Annotated in this window: 14 protein-coding genes; 1 reads left to right on the top strand and 13 read right to left on the bottom strand. The window is 66.7% G+C overall.

The features are described 5' to 3' along the window. The first annotated feature begins 6 nt into the window (after nt 1–6). Nucleotides 7–1,230, top strand: a complete 1,224-nt coding sequence (flgL, locus tag ACEN9Q_RS19505; protein WP_056443551.1) for a flagellar hook-associated protein FlgL — start codon at nt 7–9, stop codon at nt 1,228–1,230. A gap of 140 nt (nt 1,231–1,370) precedes the next feature. Here the strand turns inward: flgL and fliR are convergent, their stop codons facing one another. The 13 genes from fliR to fliF form a co-directional block, all read right to left on the bottom strand. Beyond that, complete coding sequence (gene fliR / locus ACEN9Q_RS19500) at nt 1,371–2,192, bottom strand: flagellar biosynthetic protein FliR (RefSeq protein WP_056443548.1); 822 nt, start codon at nt 2,190–2,192, stop codon at nt 1,371–1,373. 28 nt (nt 2,193–2,220) lie between these two features. Further along, a complete protein-coding gene (gene fliQ, locus ACEN9Q_RS19495; RefSeq protein ID WP_056443545.1) occupies nt 2,221–2,490 on the bottom strand; it encodes a flagellar biosynthesis protein FliQ in 270 nt (89 codons plus the stop codon). A gap of 11 nt (nt 2,491–2,501) precedes the next feature. After that, the gene (fliP, locus tag ACEN9Q_RS19490; protein WP_157201938.1) at nt 2,502–3,248 is read right to left on the bottom strand and encodes a flagellar type III secretion system pore protein FliP; all 747 of its coding nucleotides are present in this window, start codon (nt 3,246–3,248) and stop codon (nt 2,502–2,504) included. After that, nucleotides 3,245–4,072 (bottom strand): flagellar biosynthetic protein FliO, encoded by an 828-nt coding sequence (fliO, locus tag ACEN9Q_RS19485; protein ID WP_495625710.1) that lies wholly within the window; start codon nt 4,070–4,072, stop codon nt 3,245–3,247. Before fliO ends, fliP begins: the two co-directional genes overlap by 4 nt. Next, on the bottom strand, nt 4,069–4,494 hold the full coding sequence (gene fliN / locus ACEN9Q_RS19480; RefSeq protein WP_056443540.1) for a flagellar motor switch protein FliN: 426 nt from the start codon (nt 4,492–4,494) through the stop codon (nt 4,069–4,071). The genes fliO and fliN overlap by 4 nt, the downstream gene beginning before the upstream one ends. Before the next feature lie 60 nt (nt 4,495–4,554). Continuing rightward, a complete protein-coding gene (gene fliM / locus ACEN9Q_RS19475; RefSeq protein ID WP_056443538.1) occupies nt 4,555–5,538 on the bottom strand; it encodes a flagellar motor switch protein FliM in 984 nt (327 codons plus the stop codon). Between the two features lie 29 nt (nt 5,539–5,567). Next, the gene (fliL, locus tag ACEN9Q_RS19470; protein ID WP_229412739.1) at nt 5,568–6,104 is read right to left on the bottom strand and encodes a flagellar basal body-associated protein FliL; all 537 of its coding nucleotides are present in this window, start codon (nt 6,102–6,104) and stop codon (nt 5,568–5,570) included. Nucleotides 6,105–6,330: 226 nt separating this feature from the next. After that, a complete protein-coding gene (locus ACEN9Q_RS19465; RefSeq protein WP_495625709.1) occupies nt 6,331–7,671 on the bottom strand; it encodes a flagellar hook-length control protein FliK in 1,341 nt (446 codons plus the stop codon). Between the two features lie 32 nt (nt 7,672–7,703). After that, nucleotides 7,704–8,144, bottom strand: coding sequence for a flagellar export protein FliJ (gene fliJ / locus ACEN9Q_RS19460; RefSeq protein WP_056443533.1), 441 nt, complete (start codon nt 8,142–8,144; stop codon nt 7,704–7,706). 35 nt (nt 8,145–8,179) lie between these two features. Beyond that, nucleotides 8,180–9,574 (bottom strand): flagellar protein export ATPase FliI, encoded by a 1,395-nt coding sequence (gene fliI / locus ACEN9Q_RS19455; protein ID WP_495625708.1) that lies wholly within the window; start codon nt 9,572–9,574, stop codon nt 8,180–8,182. After that, on the bottom strand, nt 9,574–10,302 hold the full coding sequence (fliH, locus tag ACEN9Q_RS19450; RefSeq protein WP_495625707.1) for a flagellar assembly protein FliH: 729 nt from the start codon (nt 10,300–10,302) through the stop codon (nt 9,574–9,576). The genes fliI and fliH overlap by 1 nt, the downstream gene beginning before the upstream one ends. Then, complete coding sequence (gene fliG, locus ACEN9Q_RS19445) at nt 10,302–11,306, bottom strand: flagellar motor switch protein FliG (RefSeq protein ID WP_056443523.1); 1,005 nt, start codon at nt 11,304–11,306, stop codon at nt 10,302–10,304. The genes fliH and fliG overlap by 1 nt, the downstream gene beginning before the upstream one ends. Next, complete coding sequence (gene fliF / locus ACEN9Q_RS19440; protein ID WP_495625706.1) at nt 11,306–12,991, bottom strand: flagellar basal-body MS-ring/collar protein FliF; 1,686 nt, start codon at nt 12,989–12,991, stop codon at nt 11,306–11,308. Before fliF ends, fliG begins: the two co-directional genes overlap by 1 nt. Nucleotides 12,992–13,069 lie beyond the last annotated feature (78 nt).

The following is a 13,069-nucleotide window of genomic DNA, read 5'->3' as shown; positions in this document are numbered from 1 at the left end:
CACGCCATGACCCTACGTATCAGCACCAATGCGATCTTCCAGGCCGGGACCACGCAGATCAACACCCTGCAGAGCCAGATGGCAAAGACGCAGATGCAGCTGTCGACGAACAAGCGCATGCTGACGGCCGCCGACGATCCGATCGGTTCGGCCAAGGCGCTGGAACTGACCCAGTCGCAATCGATGAACACGCAGTTCGGCACCAACCGCACGAACGCCAGTTCGTCGCTGTCGATGGTCGACAAGACGCTGCAGGACGTCACGGGCCAGATCACGGACATCCAGTCCCTGATCATCACCGCCGGCAACGCCGGTTATTCGGACAGCGACCGCGCCGCGCTGGCCACCGAGCTGGAAGGACGCATGGCCGACCTGCTCGGCTCGGCGAACACGACGGACGGCACCGGCACCTATCTGTTTTCCGGCTACAAGACCACCACGCAGCCGTTCACGCAAACCCCGACCGGCGCCACCTACCAGGGCGACCAGGGCCAGCGCACCCTGCAGGTGGGATCGGCGCGCAAGATGGCCATCAGCGAAAGCGGCAGCGCCGTCTTCGAAGCCAATCTCACCGGCAACGGCACGTTCGTCACCCAGGCCACGACCGGCAACACCGGCTCGGGCATCATCGCCCCCGGCGCCGTGACGGACACCGGCCAGCTGACGGGCCACGACTATTCGATCGCCTTCACGGTCACGGGCTCGCCGGCCGCGACGACGTACACGGTGACCGACAACACGACGGGCACCGCCCTGCAGAGCGACCAGCCGTACACGGCGGGTGCCGCGATCGCCTTCGACGGCATCTCGTTCGACATCAAGGGCGCCCCGGCCGACGGCGACTCGTTCGGCGTCCAGCCGAGCCAGAAGCAGTCGGTGTTCACGACGATCACGAACCTGATCCAGACCCTGCGTTCCCCCGCCAGCGGCGACGCGGGCAAGGCCGCGCTGACCAACAACCTGAACACGGCCAGCCTGAACATGAAGAACGCGCTGGACAACGTGCTGACCGTGCAGGCGTCGGTGGGTTCGCGCATGAAGGAAGTGGATTCGCTGGACAGCACGGGCAGCGACCTCGACATCCAGTACCAGACCTCGCTGAGCGGGTTGCAGGACCTGGACATGGTCAAGGCGATTTCGCTGTACACCCAGCAGCAGCAGACGTTGCAGGCGGCCCAGGTGTCGTTCAAGACGATGTCGGGGCTGTCGCTGTTCAACTACATCTCCTGATCCGCGCGGTCGTCGGGTGGGCGGCCTCCGCCCACGCGGACGTTTGCGCGCCGCCTGCCGCCGCGTGGGCTCGGGGAGCCCACCCTACGAACGTCCCGGATGCCGTAGGGTGGGCACCCCGTGCCCGCCAGGCGCACGCATTACCGCGGTGGTGTCGGTATCTGCTGTGAGCCCGGCCGCTGCGCGCCGACGCGCGGAATCTTGCGGCCCGCCTCGATCCCCTGGTTGAACAGGTTCTGCAACGGCGTGCCGAGGTAGGGCAAGGTCAGGCTGATGACGAGGAACCCGGCGCCCAGGGTGATCGGGAAGCCGATGCCGAACAGGTTCAGTTGCGGCGCCGCGCGCGTCAGGATCGCCAGCGCGATGTTGGTGATGAGCATGGCGGCGATGATCGGCATCGCGATCTGCAGGCCGGCCGAGAACACGCGGCTGCCCCAGCGCACCATTTCCAGCGGCGCGGACAGCGACATCGGGGTGGCCGAGATCGGCAGCGTGAAAAAGCTTTCCGCCAGCGCCTCGATCAGCGCGAGGTGGGCGTTCATGGCAAGGAAGGCCATCGTCGCGACGAGCGCGAGGAACTGGCTGATGGCCGACGAGCGCCCGGCCGAGCTGGGATCGAAAAAGGTCGCGAACGAAAAGCCCATCGACGAGCTGGCGACCTCGCCGGCGAATTCGACGGCGGCGAACACGAGGCGCATGGCAAAGCCCATCGCCAGGCCGATCAGGAGTTCCTGCGCGACGATCAAGAGGCCCGCCCACGACCCCGGATCGACGGCCGGCACGGCCGGCAGGGTGGGCGCGATGATCGCCGCCAGCAGCACGCCGAGCGTCGTCTTGATGATGATCGGCACGGCCGTGTTGCCGAACACGGGCGCCACCGCGACCAGCCCGAGGATGCGCGTCAGCGGCCACAGGAGGCCGCCGATCCACGCATAGAGTTGGGTCGTGGTGAACGAAATCATCGGGGATGCGGGACGCGCACTGGCGCCATCACCCGATCATCTGCGGAATCCCGCTGAACAGGTTGCGCATGTAGTCGGTCATGACCGTGATCATCCACGGCCCGGCCAGCACGAGCGCGACGAACACGCCGATCAGCTTGGGGATGAAGGACAGGGTCTGCTCGTTGATCTGCGTGGCGGCCTGGAAGATGCTGACGACGAGGCCGATGACGAGCGCGACGAGCAGCAGCGGCGCCGACACCATCAGCGTGACTTCCATGGCCGTGCGGCCCATCGCGATGACGCTTTCCGGGGTCATGTCTTCTCCTCCTAGTAAAAACTCTGGGACAAGGAGCCCAGCAGCAACTGCCAGCCGTCGACGAGCACGAACAGCATCAGCTTGAACGGCAGCGAGATCACGGCCGGCGACATCATCATCATACCCATCGACATCAGCACGGACGCGACGACCATGTCGATGATGAGGAACGGGATGAAGATGGCGAAGCCGATCTGGAACGCGGTCTTGAGTTCGCTCGTGATGAAGGCGGGGATCAGCACGCGCAGCGGCACGTCTTCCGGGCCCTGCAGCGCGGGCGTGCGCGAGATCTTGACGAACAGGGCGAGGTCGGACTGGCGCGTCTGCTTGAGCATGAAGCCCTTGATCGGCGCCGCGGCCTTGTCCATCGCCTCGCCCATCTGGATGCGGTTTTCCTGCAGCGGCACGTACGCTTCCGTGTAGATGCGGTCGAACGTCGGGCCCATCACGAACAGGGTCATGAACAGCGCGAGGCCGACCATCACCTGGTTCGGCGGCGCCGTCTGCGTGCCGAGCGCCTGGCGCAGCAGGGAGAGGACGATGATGATGCGCGTAAAACTCGTCATCATCAGGAGGGCGGCCGGGATGAAGGTCAGCGCCGTCATCAGGAGCAGCGTCTGCACCGGCAGGGAATACGCGGTGCCGCCGCCCGGGGCCGGGCTCGTCGTGAAAGCGGGGATGGCGGGCGCGGCGACCGCCGCCGCCAGCGGCAGGGCCAGCAGACCCGTCGCCAGCAGGAGTCGTTGAGTGTGTGTCACTTGCGTTTGTCGATCGTCTGTTTGAGCCAGTCGGCGAAGCTGTGCGCCGCGGGGGCATGCGGAGCAAGGGCCGCGTTCGCAGCGCCGCTGTCGCCATTCTGCCCGTCCTGGCGCGGCATCGTCGCCAGCGCGTTGATGCGGCCGGGCGATGCGCCCACCACGATCCATTCATTGCCGACTTCGACCACCATGATGCGCTCGCGGCCGCCGAGGTTCAGCGACCCGACGACCCGCAGGTTGGCGTTGCCGCCGCCGACCTTGGGGCCGTAGCGCTTGAGGAACCAGGCGAGGGCGCCCAGCACGGCCAGCACGAGGATCAGCGCGAACAGCGTCTGCAGCAGGCTGCCCGTGGACGAGCCGGAGGGCATCGTGACGGGGGGGACGGCGACGCCCGGCGTAGCGACGCCCGGCGTGGCTGGGCGGGGTGCGGCGACGTCGGGCGCGGCGACGGCCGGTGCGGCCGGGCTGGCGGGTGCGGCCGCGGTATCGGGTTGGACGGCGGACGGCTGCGGCGTGGCGGTGTTGGATTGGACGGCGGGCGGCTGCGGGGCGGCCGACGGTGCGCCGGTGCCGCCCACGGCCCGTGGATGCGTCGTGGCGGGCGCCGAGGAAGCGGCGCCTTGCCGGCCGGCCTGATGCGCCGGTGCGGCGGACGCGGTGTGTGCGGTGGGTGCCGCGGCCGCGCTGGCGTCGTCCGCCGCGCGCGTCTCCTGTCCGGCCGCCGTGGCCGCCACCGCCGACGAACCGGACACCTGCCCCGGCTGGGCCGCGCAGGCGGTCAGCGGGAGGGCGAGGGCCAGGAGGGTCAGCAGGCGCGCCGTCATTTGTTGAGCTTGCGGATGCGCTCGGAGGGGGTGATGATGTCGGTGAGGCGGATACCGAACTTGTCGTTCACGACCACCACCTCGCCCTGGGCGATCAGGCAGCCATTGACGAGCACGTCCATCGGTTCGCCCGCCAGGCCGTCCAGTTCGACCACCGACCCCTGCGCCAGTTGCAGCAGGTTCTTGATGGCGATCTTGGTGCGGCCCAGTTCCACCGTCAGCTGGACGGGGATGTCGAGGATGAAGTCGATGTCGTTCGGCGTCTCCGGACGCGGGCCCTTGTTCGAGAAATCCTTGAACACGGCGGCCGAGGCCGCCTGCTGCTGGTTGGCCAGCGCAGCCGCTTCCGCGGCGGCCTGCTCGGCGATCGCGGCGCCCCAATCGTCGTCGAGGCTGTCTTGGTCGTCTTGGGTGTCGGACATGTTTCTCTCCTGTGTTGCCTGGTGCCGCGGTTGATCCGCCGGCGTATCGTATGAGGTGGTTTACTTGTTGAAGGTTTCGCTGTTCGCCAGCAGTTTTTCGACCTTCAGCGAATATTGTCCGTTGTACACGCCATAGCTGCAGTCCATGACGGGCACGCCGTCCACGGTAGCCTGGATCGTTTCCGGGACCGAGATCGGGATCACGTCGCCGACCTTCATGTTCAGGATTTCGTCGAAATTCGCCTTGCCGTGGCCCAGCACGGCCACCAGTTCCACTTCCGCCACCTGGATCTGCTGCGTCAGCAGGCGGATCCAGCGCTTGTCGACTTCCAGCGCTTCGCCCTGGATGCTCGACGTCAGCGCGTCGCGGATCGGTTCGATCATCGAATAGGGCATGCAGAAGTGGATCTGGCCCGACACCGAACCGAGCTCGATGGTGAAAGTGGACGATACCACGACTTCGTTCGGGGTGGCGATGTTCGCGAACTGCGTGTTCATCTCCGAGCGGATGTATTCGAATTCGATCGGATACACCGGTTCCCACGACTTGGCGTATGCCTCGAACACGATGTCGAGGATGCGCATGATGATGCGCTGCTCGGTCTGCGTGAAGTCGCGGCCTTCCACGCGCGTGTGGAAGCGGCCGTCGCCGCCGAAGAGGTTGTCCACGAGCAGGAACACGAGGCCCGGATCGAACACCATCAGCGCCGTGCCGCGCAGCGGCTTCATGTGGATCAGGTTCAGGTTCGTCGGCACGACGAGGTTGCGGATGAACTCGCTGTACTTCGACACGCGCACGGACCCCACCGACACCTCGGCGGACCGGCGCAGGAAGTTGAACAGGCCGACCCGCAGATACCTGGCGAAACGCTCGTTGATGATCTCGAGCGTCGGCATGCGGCCGCGGACGATCCGCTCCTGCGTTGCCAGGTTGTACGTGCGGACTCCCGAGGTGTCTTCAGGCGCCGCGACGTCGTCCTGATCGCCGTTGACCCCTTTTAGGAGGGCATCGACTTCTTCCTGTGAGAGAAAATTATCGGCCATGATGCGGCTTTACCGTAATGACTTCTGCTTTACTGGATGATAAAGGAAGTGAACAAAACGTCGGACACTTCCTGTTCGTCGCCATGTTCGACGAACGGTGCGTTGACCGCCGCGAGGATCTCGCCGGCCAACTGCTGCTTGCCTTCCACCGTGCTGATCTCGGACGCCTTCTTGCCCGACAACAGCAGCAGCACGCGGCTGCGCACCTTGGCCATGTTGGCCTTGATGAGCTCGACCTGCTCCGGGCTGTTGACCTGCAGGGTGAACGCCACCTGCAGGTACTGGTCGCCGTGCTCCGGCTGCAGATTCACCGTGAAGGGCTCGATGGCGACGTATTCCGGCGGAGCTTCATCCTTCTTTTTCTTGCTGTCCGCATGGTCTTTCTTGGCCGTCCCGGTTGCCGCTTCGCTGCTGCTGCCGTGCAGGAAGTACCAGCCGGCGCCGGCGCCAAGCGCCAGCACGAGCACGGCCGCGCCGATCATGATGAACAGCTTGCCTTTGCCGCTGGCCGCCGGTATGGCCGCATCCGCTTTCGGATCGGCTTTGATTTTTGGATTCGCTTTCAAGGGTATTCGGTCCCGCTGTTGGATCGTGCCGTCATTATGTCATTATCGGGAAAAATTGAGCAGCGGCAACGGTCGAAAAGAAGGAGGAACCTGGGCTATCTCGTTGTTTCTTGACGGATTGTTGGGTGGGCACCCCGTGCCCACGCGTGACGTATGCATGATTCGAACGTCCGCGTGGGCACGAGTGCCCACCCCATGGTCCTGTCGCCGATGCTGCCGGAATCGTTTACGCGAACGTATCGACCACGCCGCGGTCGCCGAGCATCGCCGTACGCGTGGCCGGCCGGACCGTGGCTTCGCCCACGACCGTGCCCGTATCGCCGGCGCCGTTGCGGCGGCCATTGCCGTTGCCGTTGCCGCGTCCGAAGCCGCTCGACGCCATCGCCTGCTGCTGCGCCTGGTTACCGTCCGACATGCCCGCGTTGACGGTGGCATTGCCCAGCGCGATGCCGCTCTCGCCCATCATCTCCTGCAGGCGGGGGAGGGCGTTTTCCAGCGCCTGGCGCACTTCCAGCTGGTTCGACGAGAACGTCACGTCGGCCTGGCCGTTGGAGACGGACAGCACGACCTGCAGCGGGCCCAGGTCCGGCGGGTTCAGCGTGAGTGACGCGGTCTGGTCTTCGCCGTCCAGCATGTAGACGACTTTCTGGCCGACCTGGTCGTTCCACGCATCCGTGCCCACGTGCGCCGTCAGGTGGTCGCTGGCGGCGGCCGCGGCTTCGGCGGCTTCCAGCGTGGCCGGCTGCAACTGCGCGGCCGCGGCGGCGGTGGCCGTCGGGACCTGTTCCTTTTGCGCGAGCAGGGCGGCGTCGCGCGCCTGCTGCAGGGTGAAGTCGGCGGCGTCCAGCTGCGGCTTGGCATCCGGCTTGGCGCTGACCGCCGCGCCGCGCAGGTCGGCCGCGGCCGTCGCGGCCTTTTCGGTGCCGAGGTCGGCGCCGGCGGCGGCCAGGGCCGGGTTCTTGATCGACGTGGCCGAGAACGTCTTGGCGCCGGCCGCGTCCGTGCCGGCCTCTTTCGCCACCGACTTCATCGCGGCCTGCAGCGCGGCCAGCTGGCCGGCGTCCGTGCGCTTGCCCTTGCCGGTGAGCGCGTCGAAGGCCTGGGCGGTGGTCGTCTTGCCTGTGTCCACGCCCGGCTTGTGCAGGCTGGCCATCAGCGCGAGCATGGCGCTGGCCGGGTCGCCGGCCTTGGCGCCGTTGTCATCCTTGTCGTCCTTGCTGTCGTCGGACTTGTCGGCGACATCGTCGTTCGCATCGCTCGCGCCGGCCTTGTCCGCCGGCTTGGCGGCTGCCTGCGGCGCGGGGTCGTGCTCCGCGGGCTTGTCGGCCTCGGCCGGCTTGGCCGCGTCCTGCTTCGGGGCCGGAGCAGGCGCCGGAGCGGGCGCCGGGGCCGGCATGAACGCGAGCGCGGCGCTGTTGCGTTCCATCTCGCCGGACAGCATGGCGCTGAACTGGCTGCCGTCGCTGCCGCCCGAGCTGCCGTTGCGCTGGTTGACGGTGTTGACGGTGTTGACGCTGTTGACGCCGTTGGTCGAGTTGAGCTGTTGGGTCATGGAGGTCGTGGTCATGTCGCTTGTCGCTTCGGTTGGTGTGGCGCCGGTCAGCGCTTGTGGCGGGCCGTCCGGGCCGCGTGGTCGTCCATCATCTTCTGGTCGCGCTTGCTTTCCAGCGCAAGGGCTTCAAGAGCCGCGCGCTCGTTCAGGGTCCGATAGGACAGGCGCTTGCGCTCGCTTTCCTGCCATCCCTTCTTTTCCATGTCGGCCTTGACGCGCGCGTGCTTGAGCACTTCGCGCTGGCCGTCGATCGCCTGTTCCAGCTTGCCGAGGAAGGCGACGAAATTCTGGTACGCGAACGGTGTGATGCCCGCCATCTGCGCCGCGTCGAGCTTGTTCGCGTAGTCGTCGCGGTAGCCGTGCAGCATCTGCAGCTTCTGCTCCCCGTCCTCGACGGCCTTCAGCGCGGCGCCGAGGCGCTTTGCGCAGGCGTCGGACTCGCGCTGGGCGAGGTCGATCAGGGTGTCGAGTGCGGATGCATTGGCCATGGTACGTCAAGTATACCGATGGGCCGCCCGGCCAATCAGCCGAACAGCGAGGTCAATTCCCCCAAGCTCTGCAGCATGCCGACGTTGTCGTGGATTTCCTGGCACAGGAAGGCTTCGATCCGTTCGTGCAAGGCGATGGCCTTGTCCAGCACCGGGTCCGTGCCCGGCGCATAGGCGCCCACGCTGATCAGGTCGCGCGAGCGCTCGTAGCGCGAGTACAGCTGCTTCAGGGTGCGCGCGGCCTGCTGGTGCTCGCGCGACGTGATGCCGTGCATGGCACGCGAGATCGACTGCTCGATGTCGATCGCCGGATAGTGGCCCGCCTCGGCCAGTTTGCGGTTCAGCACGATGTGGCCGTCCAGGATACCGCGCGCCGCGTCGGCGATCGGGTCCTGCTGGTCGTCGCCCTCGGACAGCACGGTGTAGAACGCCGTGATCGAGCCGCCGCCGGCCTGGCCGTTGCCGGCGCGCTCCACCAGCACCGGCAGTTTTGCGAACACGGACGGCGGATAGCCCTTGGTCGCCGGCGGTTCGCCGATGGCGAGGGCGATCTCGCGCTGGGCCATCGCGTAACGCGTGAGCGAATCCATGATCAGGAGGACGTTGCGGCCCTCGTCGCGGAAGTGCTCGGCGATGGCGGTGGCGTAGGCGGCGCCCTGCAGGCGCATCAGCGGCGGCGAATCGGCCGGCGCGGCCACGACGGCCGAGCGGGCCAGGCCTTCTTCGCCGAGGATCTGTTCGATGAACTCCTTGACTTCGCGGCCCCGTTCGCCGATCAGGCCCACGACGATCACGTCGGCCGTCGTGTAGCGCGCGATCATCCCGAGCAGCACGGACTTGCCGACGCCGGTGCCGGCGAACAGGCCGAGACGCTGGCCGCGGCCCACGGTCAGCATCGAGTTGATGGCGCGCACGCCCACGTCCAGCGTTTCCGAGATCGGCGCGCGGTCGAGCGGGTTGATGGGGCGCGCGTTCAGCGGGCCCATGTCTTCCGTCACGACGGGACCCTTGCCGTCCAGCGGGCGGCCGGCGCCGTCGACGACGCGGCCCAGCAGGCCCCAGCCGACCGGCAGGTGGCGCGCGCGGTCCATCGGACGGCGGCGCGGATGCGGCACGCTGCCGGGCTTCGGCACGCTGGCTTCGACCGGGAACACGCGCGAACCGGGCACGACGCCTTCGACGTCCGACTGCGGCATCAGGAACAGGCGGTCGCCTTCGAAGCCGACGACTTCCGCCTCGATGCGCGCACCCGACGCGACCGGGATCACGCACGCGCTGCCCACCGCCAGCTTCAGGCCGACGCACTCCATCACGAGGCCGGCCACGCGCGTGACGCGGCCCGAGACCTGCATCGGCTCGACGAAATCGAGCACGCTGCCGCAATCCTTCAGGTAGGACTTCCAGCGGCCCGTGTGCGCGTTCGTGGCCATTACTCCAGCCAGTCCAGGTTCTTGCCGAGCGCGTGCGTCAGGCGCTGCCAGCGCGATCCGATCTGGGCGTCGATCTGGTTGCTGGCCGTGTCCACGCGGCAGCCGCCGCGCGCGATGCCGTCATCCTCGACGATGCGCCAGCCGCTCTTGTCCAGGTCCTGGCCGATGCCGCTCTTGACGCTCAGCGCGTCTTCCGGATGCAGCATCAGGAGGGCCGGTTGCTGCAGGTTCGGCAGGTAGTCGATGGCTTCGCGCACGACCGGGAGAATCAGGTCCGGCTTCACGTCGAACGCCGTGCGCACCATGCCGCGCGCCAGGTGCAGCGCGAGTTCCAGCACGTCGTTCGAGATGGCGTCGTCGGCCTGCGTGACGGCGTCGCCGAACGTCGTCGCCAGCTGGCGCAGGTGTTCGAGTTCCTCGGCCGCCTCGGCACGGCCCAGCGCCAGGCCTTCTTCGTAGCCGGCCGCATGGCCTTCGGCCTGGCCCGCGTCGAGGCCCTCGGCATAGCCTTCGTCACGCGCGGCGGCGCGGATCGCCTCGATCTCTTCCACGGTCGGCATCGGCACGGCCGGTTGCGGCGGCGGTTCGTACGCGCGCGCGGCAGCGGCCGCCGCGGCGACCTTCTCCGCTTCGGCGGCGCGCTGCGCCAGGGTGCTGGGCCGCTCGTCGCCGAACGACGTCATTTCCCAGCGTTGATATGCCGACTGGAATTCTTTCGGGATTGCCATCAGACGAACGAGTCCTCACCTTTGCCGCCCAGCACGATCTGGCCTTCGTCGGCGAGGCGCCGGACGATTTGCAGGATCTGCTTCTGCTGGGTTTCCACTTCCGACAGGCGCACGGGACCTTTCGATTCCAGGTCTTCGCGCATCATTTCCGCCGCACGCTGCGACATGTTCTTGAAGATTTTATCGCGCAAATCCTGCGACGCGCCTTTCAGCGCGATGATCAGCATTTCCGACTGCACTTCGCGCAACAGCAACTGGATGCCGCGGTCGTCGATGTCGATGATGTTGTCGAACACGAACATCTCGTCCATGATCTTCTGCGCCATGTCGTTGTCGTAGTTCTTGATGTTTTCCATGACCGAGCTTTCCTGCTCGCCGCTCATGAAGTTCAGGATCTCGGCCGCCGTGCGCACGCCGCCCAGCGACGACTTCTTGATGTTCTCGTTGCCGGACAGGAGCTTGGTCAGCACGTCGTTCAGTTCGCGCAGGGCGGCCGGCTGCACGCCGTCCAAGGTGGCGATACGCAGCACGACGTCGTTGCGCAGGCGGTCCGTGAAGTGCGCCAGCACCTCGCAGGCCTGGTCGCGCTCGAGGTGGACGAGGATCGTGGCGATGATCTGCGGGTGTTCGTTGCGGATCAGTTCGGCGACGGACGGCGAGTCCATCCACTTCAGGCTTTCGATGCCGGACGCGTCCTTGCCGCCGAGGATGCGGTTCAGCAGCACGGCCGCCTTGTCGTCGCCCAGCGCCTTGGTCAAGACCTGGCGGATGTATTCGTCGGAGTCGAGGCCGACGGTCGACTGCAGGTCGACGCGTTCGCGGAATTCGCCCAGTACCGACAGGACTTCCTCGTGCTGGACGGCCTTCATCTGCGCCATCGCGGCACCCAGCTTGAGCACTTCGCGCGGGCCGAGGTACTTCATCACCTCGGCCGCTTCCGATTCGCCCAGGGCCAGCATCAGGATGGCCGCCTTGGTCGTGCTTTCCTTGTCCTTGTCGCTCATTATTCAGTTCCCAGCCATTCCTTGATCACGTTGGCCACGATGCGCGGATCGTGCTGCGCCAGGTCTTTTGCCATTTCCAGGTTGGTCTTGTAGACCTGGACCTTCTGGTGTTCTTCCGCTTCACGCATGATGCGGGCTTCCTCGTCCGGATCCGGTTCCGGTTCCGGTTCCGGCTCTTCCGGTTCCGGCTCGGGCGGGATCGCCACGGCTTCGTCGAACTTCTTGATCGCCGGCTTGAGCAGCGGCCGCACGAAGCGGAACCACAGGAAGGCCAGCACCATGGCGATGAAGGCGTAACGCGCGATGTCCTTCGCCAGCGGCAGGTTGGCCGGGTCCTTGTACCATTCCGGCGCCTGCTCGTCCGGCTTGTCGACGCCCTCGAACGGGGCGTTGGTCACGTTCAGCGTGTCGCCGCGCGCCTGGCTGTAGCCCATGGCCTGCTTGACCAGTTCGTTGATCTGCGCGACTTCGGCGGCGGACAGCGGCTTGACGACGACCTTGCCCGTCTTCGGGTCGATGGTGCGGCGGTAGTTCACCACCACGCCCACGGTCAGGCGCTTGATGCCGCCCATCGGCTTCTGTTCGTAGCGCAAGGTCTTGTCGACTTCGTAATTCGTCGTCGAATCCTTGCGGCTCGGACCGGTCGTCGTCGTTTGCGCCTGGGCCGGCGCGTTGCCGTCGATCGGGGCCGTGGCCACGCCCGGCGGCTGGTTCGACAGCGCGCCCGGGATGCCGGACGGGTTGGTGCTGCCCGGCCCGGTCTGCTCGGACGTCTGCTGGCTGCGGATCGCCTGCGGTTCCGGCGGCGAGTTCGGCTTGTACAGCTCGGCCGCGGTGTCGGTCTGGGAAAAGTCGACGTCGGCCGTCGCCTCGGCGCGCACATTGGTCGGGCCGACGAGCGGGGCGATGATCGACTCGACCTGCTTGACGATGTTCTGCTGCAGCGCTTCGACGTATTTCAACTGGTTCGGATCGAGCTGCTTGCCGTTCTTGCCGGCGCTGTCCGACAGCAGGGTGCCGTTCTGGTCGACGACGGTCACGTTCGCGGGCGTCAGTTCCGGGATCGACGATGCGACCAGGTGCACGATGGCGCTGACCTGGGCCGGATCGAGCGAGCGGCCCGGCTGCAGGTTCAGCAGCACGGATGCCGTCGGCTTCTGCTGGTCGCGCACGAACACGGACGGTTTCGGCAGCGCCAGGTGCACGCGCGCCGTGCTGACGGCGGCCAGCGACTGGATCGAATTGGCCAGTTCGCCTTCCAGCGAGCGCTGGTAGTTGACCTGTTCGACGAATTGCGACGTGCCCAGCTTCTGGTTCTCGAGCAGCTCGAAGCCGACGTTTCCGGCGCGCGGCAGGCCTTGCGCCGCCAGCTTCAGGCGCAGGTCGTGGATGCGGTCGGCCGGCACGAGGATCGCGCTGCCGCTGTCCGAGAACTTGTACTTGACCCCCATCTGGTCGAGCGCCGCGGTGATCGCGCCGCCGTCCTTGTCGGTGTAGTTGGAGAACAGCACGCGGTAGTCCGGCGCCGACGTCCACAGCCACAGCGCGGCGACGACGGCCAGCACGCCGGCGATGACGCCACCGATGACGACGCGTTTGCCGATCGTCGTCTGCCAGAACTTGGGCTGTTGTTCGGCCGGTGGGGCGATATCGCTGTCGAGAAGTTCTTCCGCTGTCGTTGCCATGGTGGGGTGAGGGATTGGGTTTATGAACGCCATTATGGAGCCGTGAGGCAACACTCAAACCCCGGAATAAGGCCATGT

Source organism: Massilia sp. Masssp93 (genome assembly GCF_059491295.1).
The sequence above is the reverse complement of the archived record's forward strand: the minus strand, read 5'-3'. Positions and strand labels throughout refer to the sequence as shown.

Coding starts and splice junctions, on each gene's coding strand:
- fliR (WP_056443548.1), bottom strand. CDS start 2,192: ATGATTTCGTTCACCACGACCCAACTCTATGCGTGGATCGGCGGCCTC.
- fliH (WP_495625707.1), bottom strand. CDS start 10,302: ATGGCAATCCCGAAAGAATTCCAGTCGGCATATCAACGCTGGGAAATG.
- fliG (WP_056443523.1), bottom strand. CDS start 11,306: ATGAGCGACAAGGACAAGGAAAGCACGACCAAGGCGGCCATCCTGATG.
- fliM (WP_056443538.1), bottom strand. CDS start 5,538: ATGGCCGATAATTTTCTCTCACAGGAAGAAGTCGATGCCCTCCTAAAA.
- fliO (WP_495625710.1), bottom strand. CDS start 4,072: ATGACGGCGCGCCTGCTGACCCTCCTGGCCCTCGCCCTCCCGCTGACC.
- fliN (WP_056443540.1), bottom strand. CDS start 4,494: ATGTCCGACACCCAAGACGACCAAGACAGCCTCGACGACGATTGGGGC.
- fliI (WP_495625708.1), bottom strand. CDS start 9,574: ATGGCCACGAACGCGCACACGGGCCGCTGGAAGTCCTACCTGAAGGAT.
- ACEN9Q_RS19465 (WP_495625709.1), bottom strand. CDS start 7,671: ATGACCACGACCTCCATGACCCAACAGCTCAACTCGACCAACGGCGTC.
- fliQ (WP_056443545.1), bottom strand. CDS start 2,490: ATGACCCCGGAAAGCGTCATCGCGATGGGCCGCACGGCCATGGAAGTC.
- flgL (WP_056443551.1), top strand. CDS start 7: ATGACCCTACGTATCAGCACCAATGCGATCTTCCAGGCCGGGACCACG.
- fliJ (WP_056443533.1), bottom strand. CDS start 8,144: ATGGCCAATGCATCCGCACTCGACACCCTGATCGACCTCGCCCAGCGC.
- fliF (WP_495625706.1), bottom strand. CDS start 12,991: ATGGCAACGACAGCGGAAGAACTTCTCGACAGCGATATCGCCCCACCG.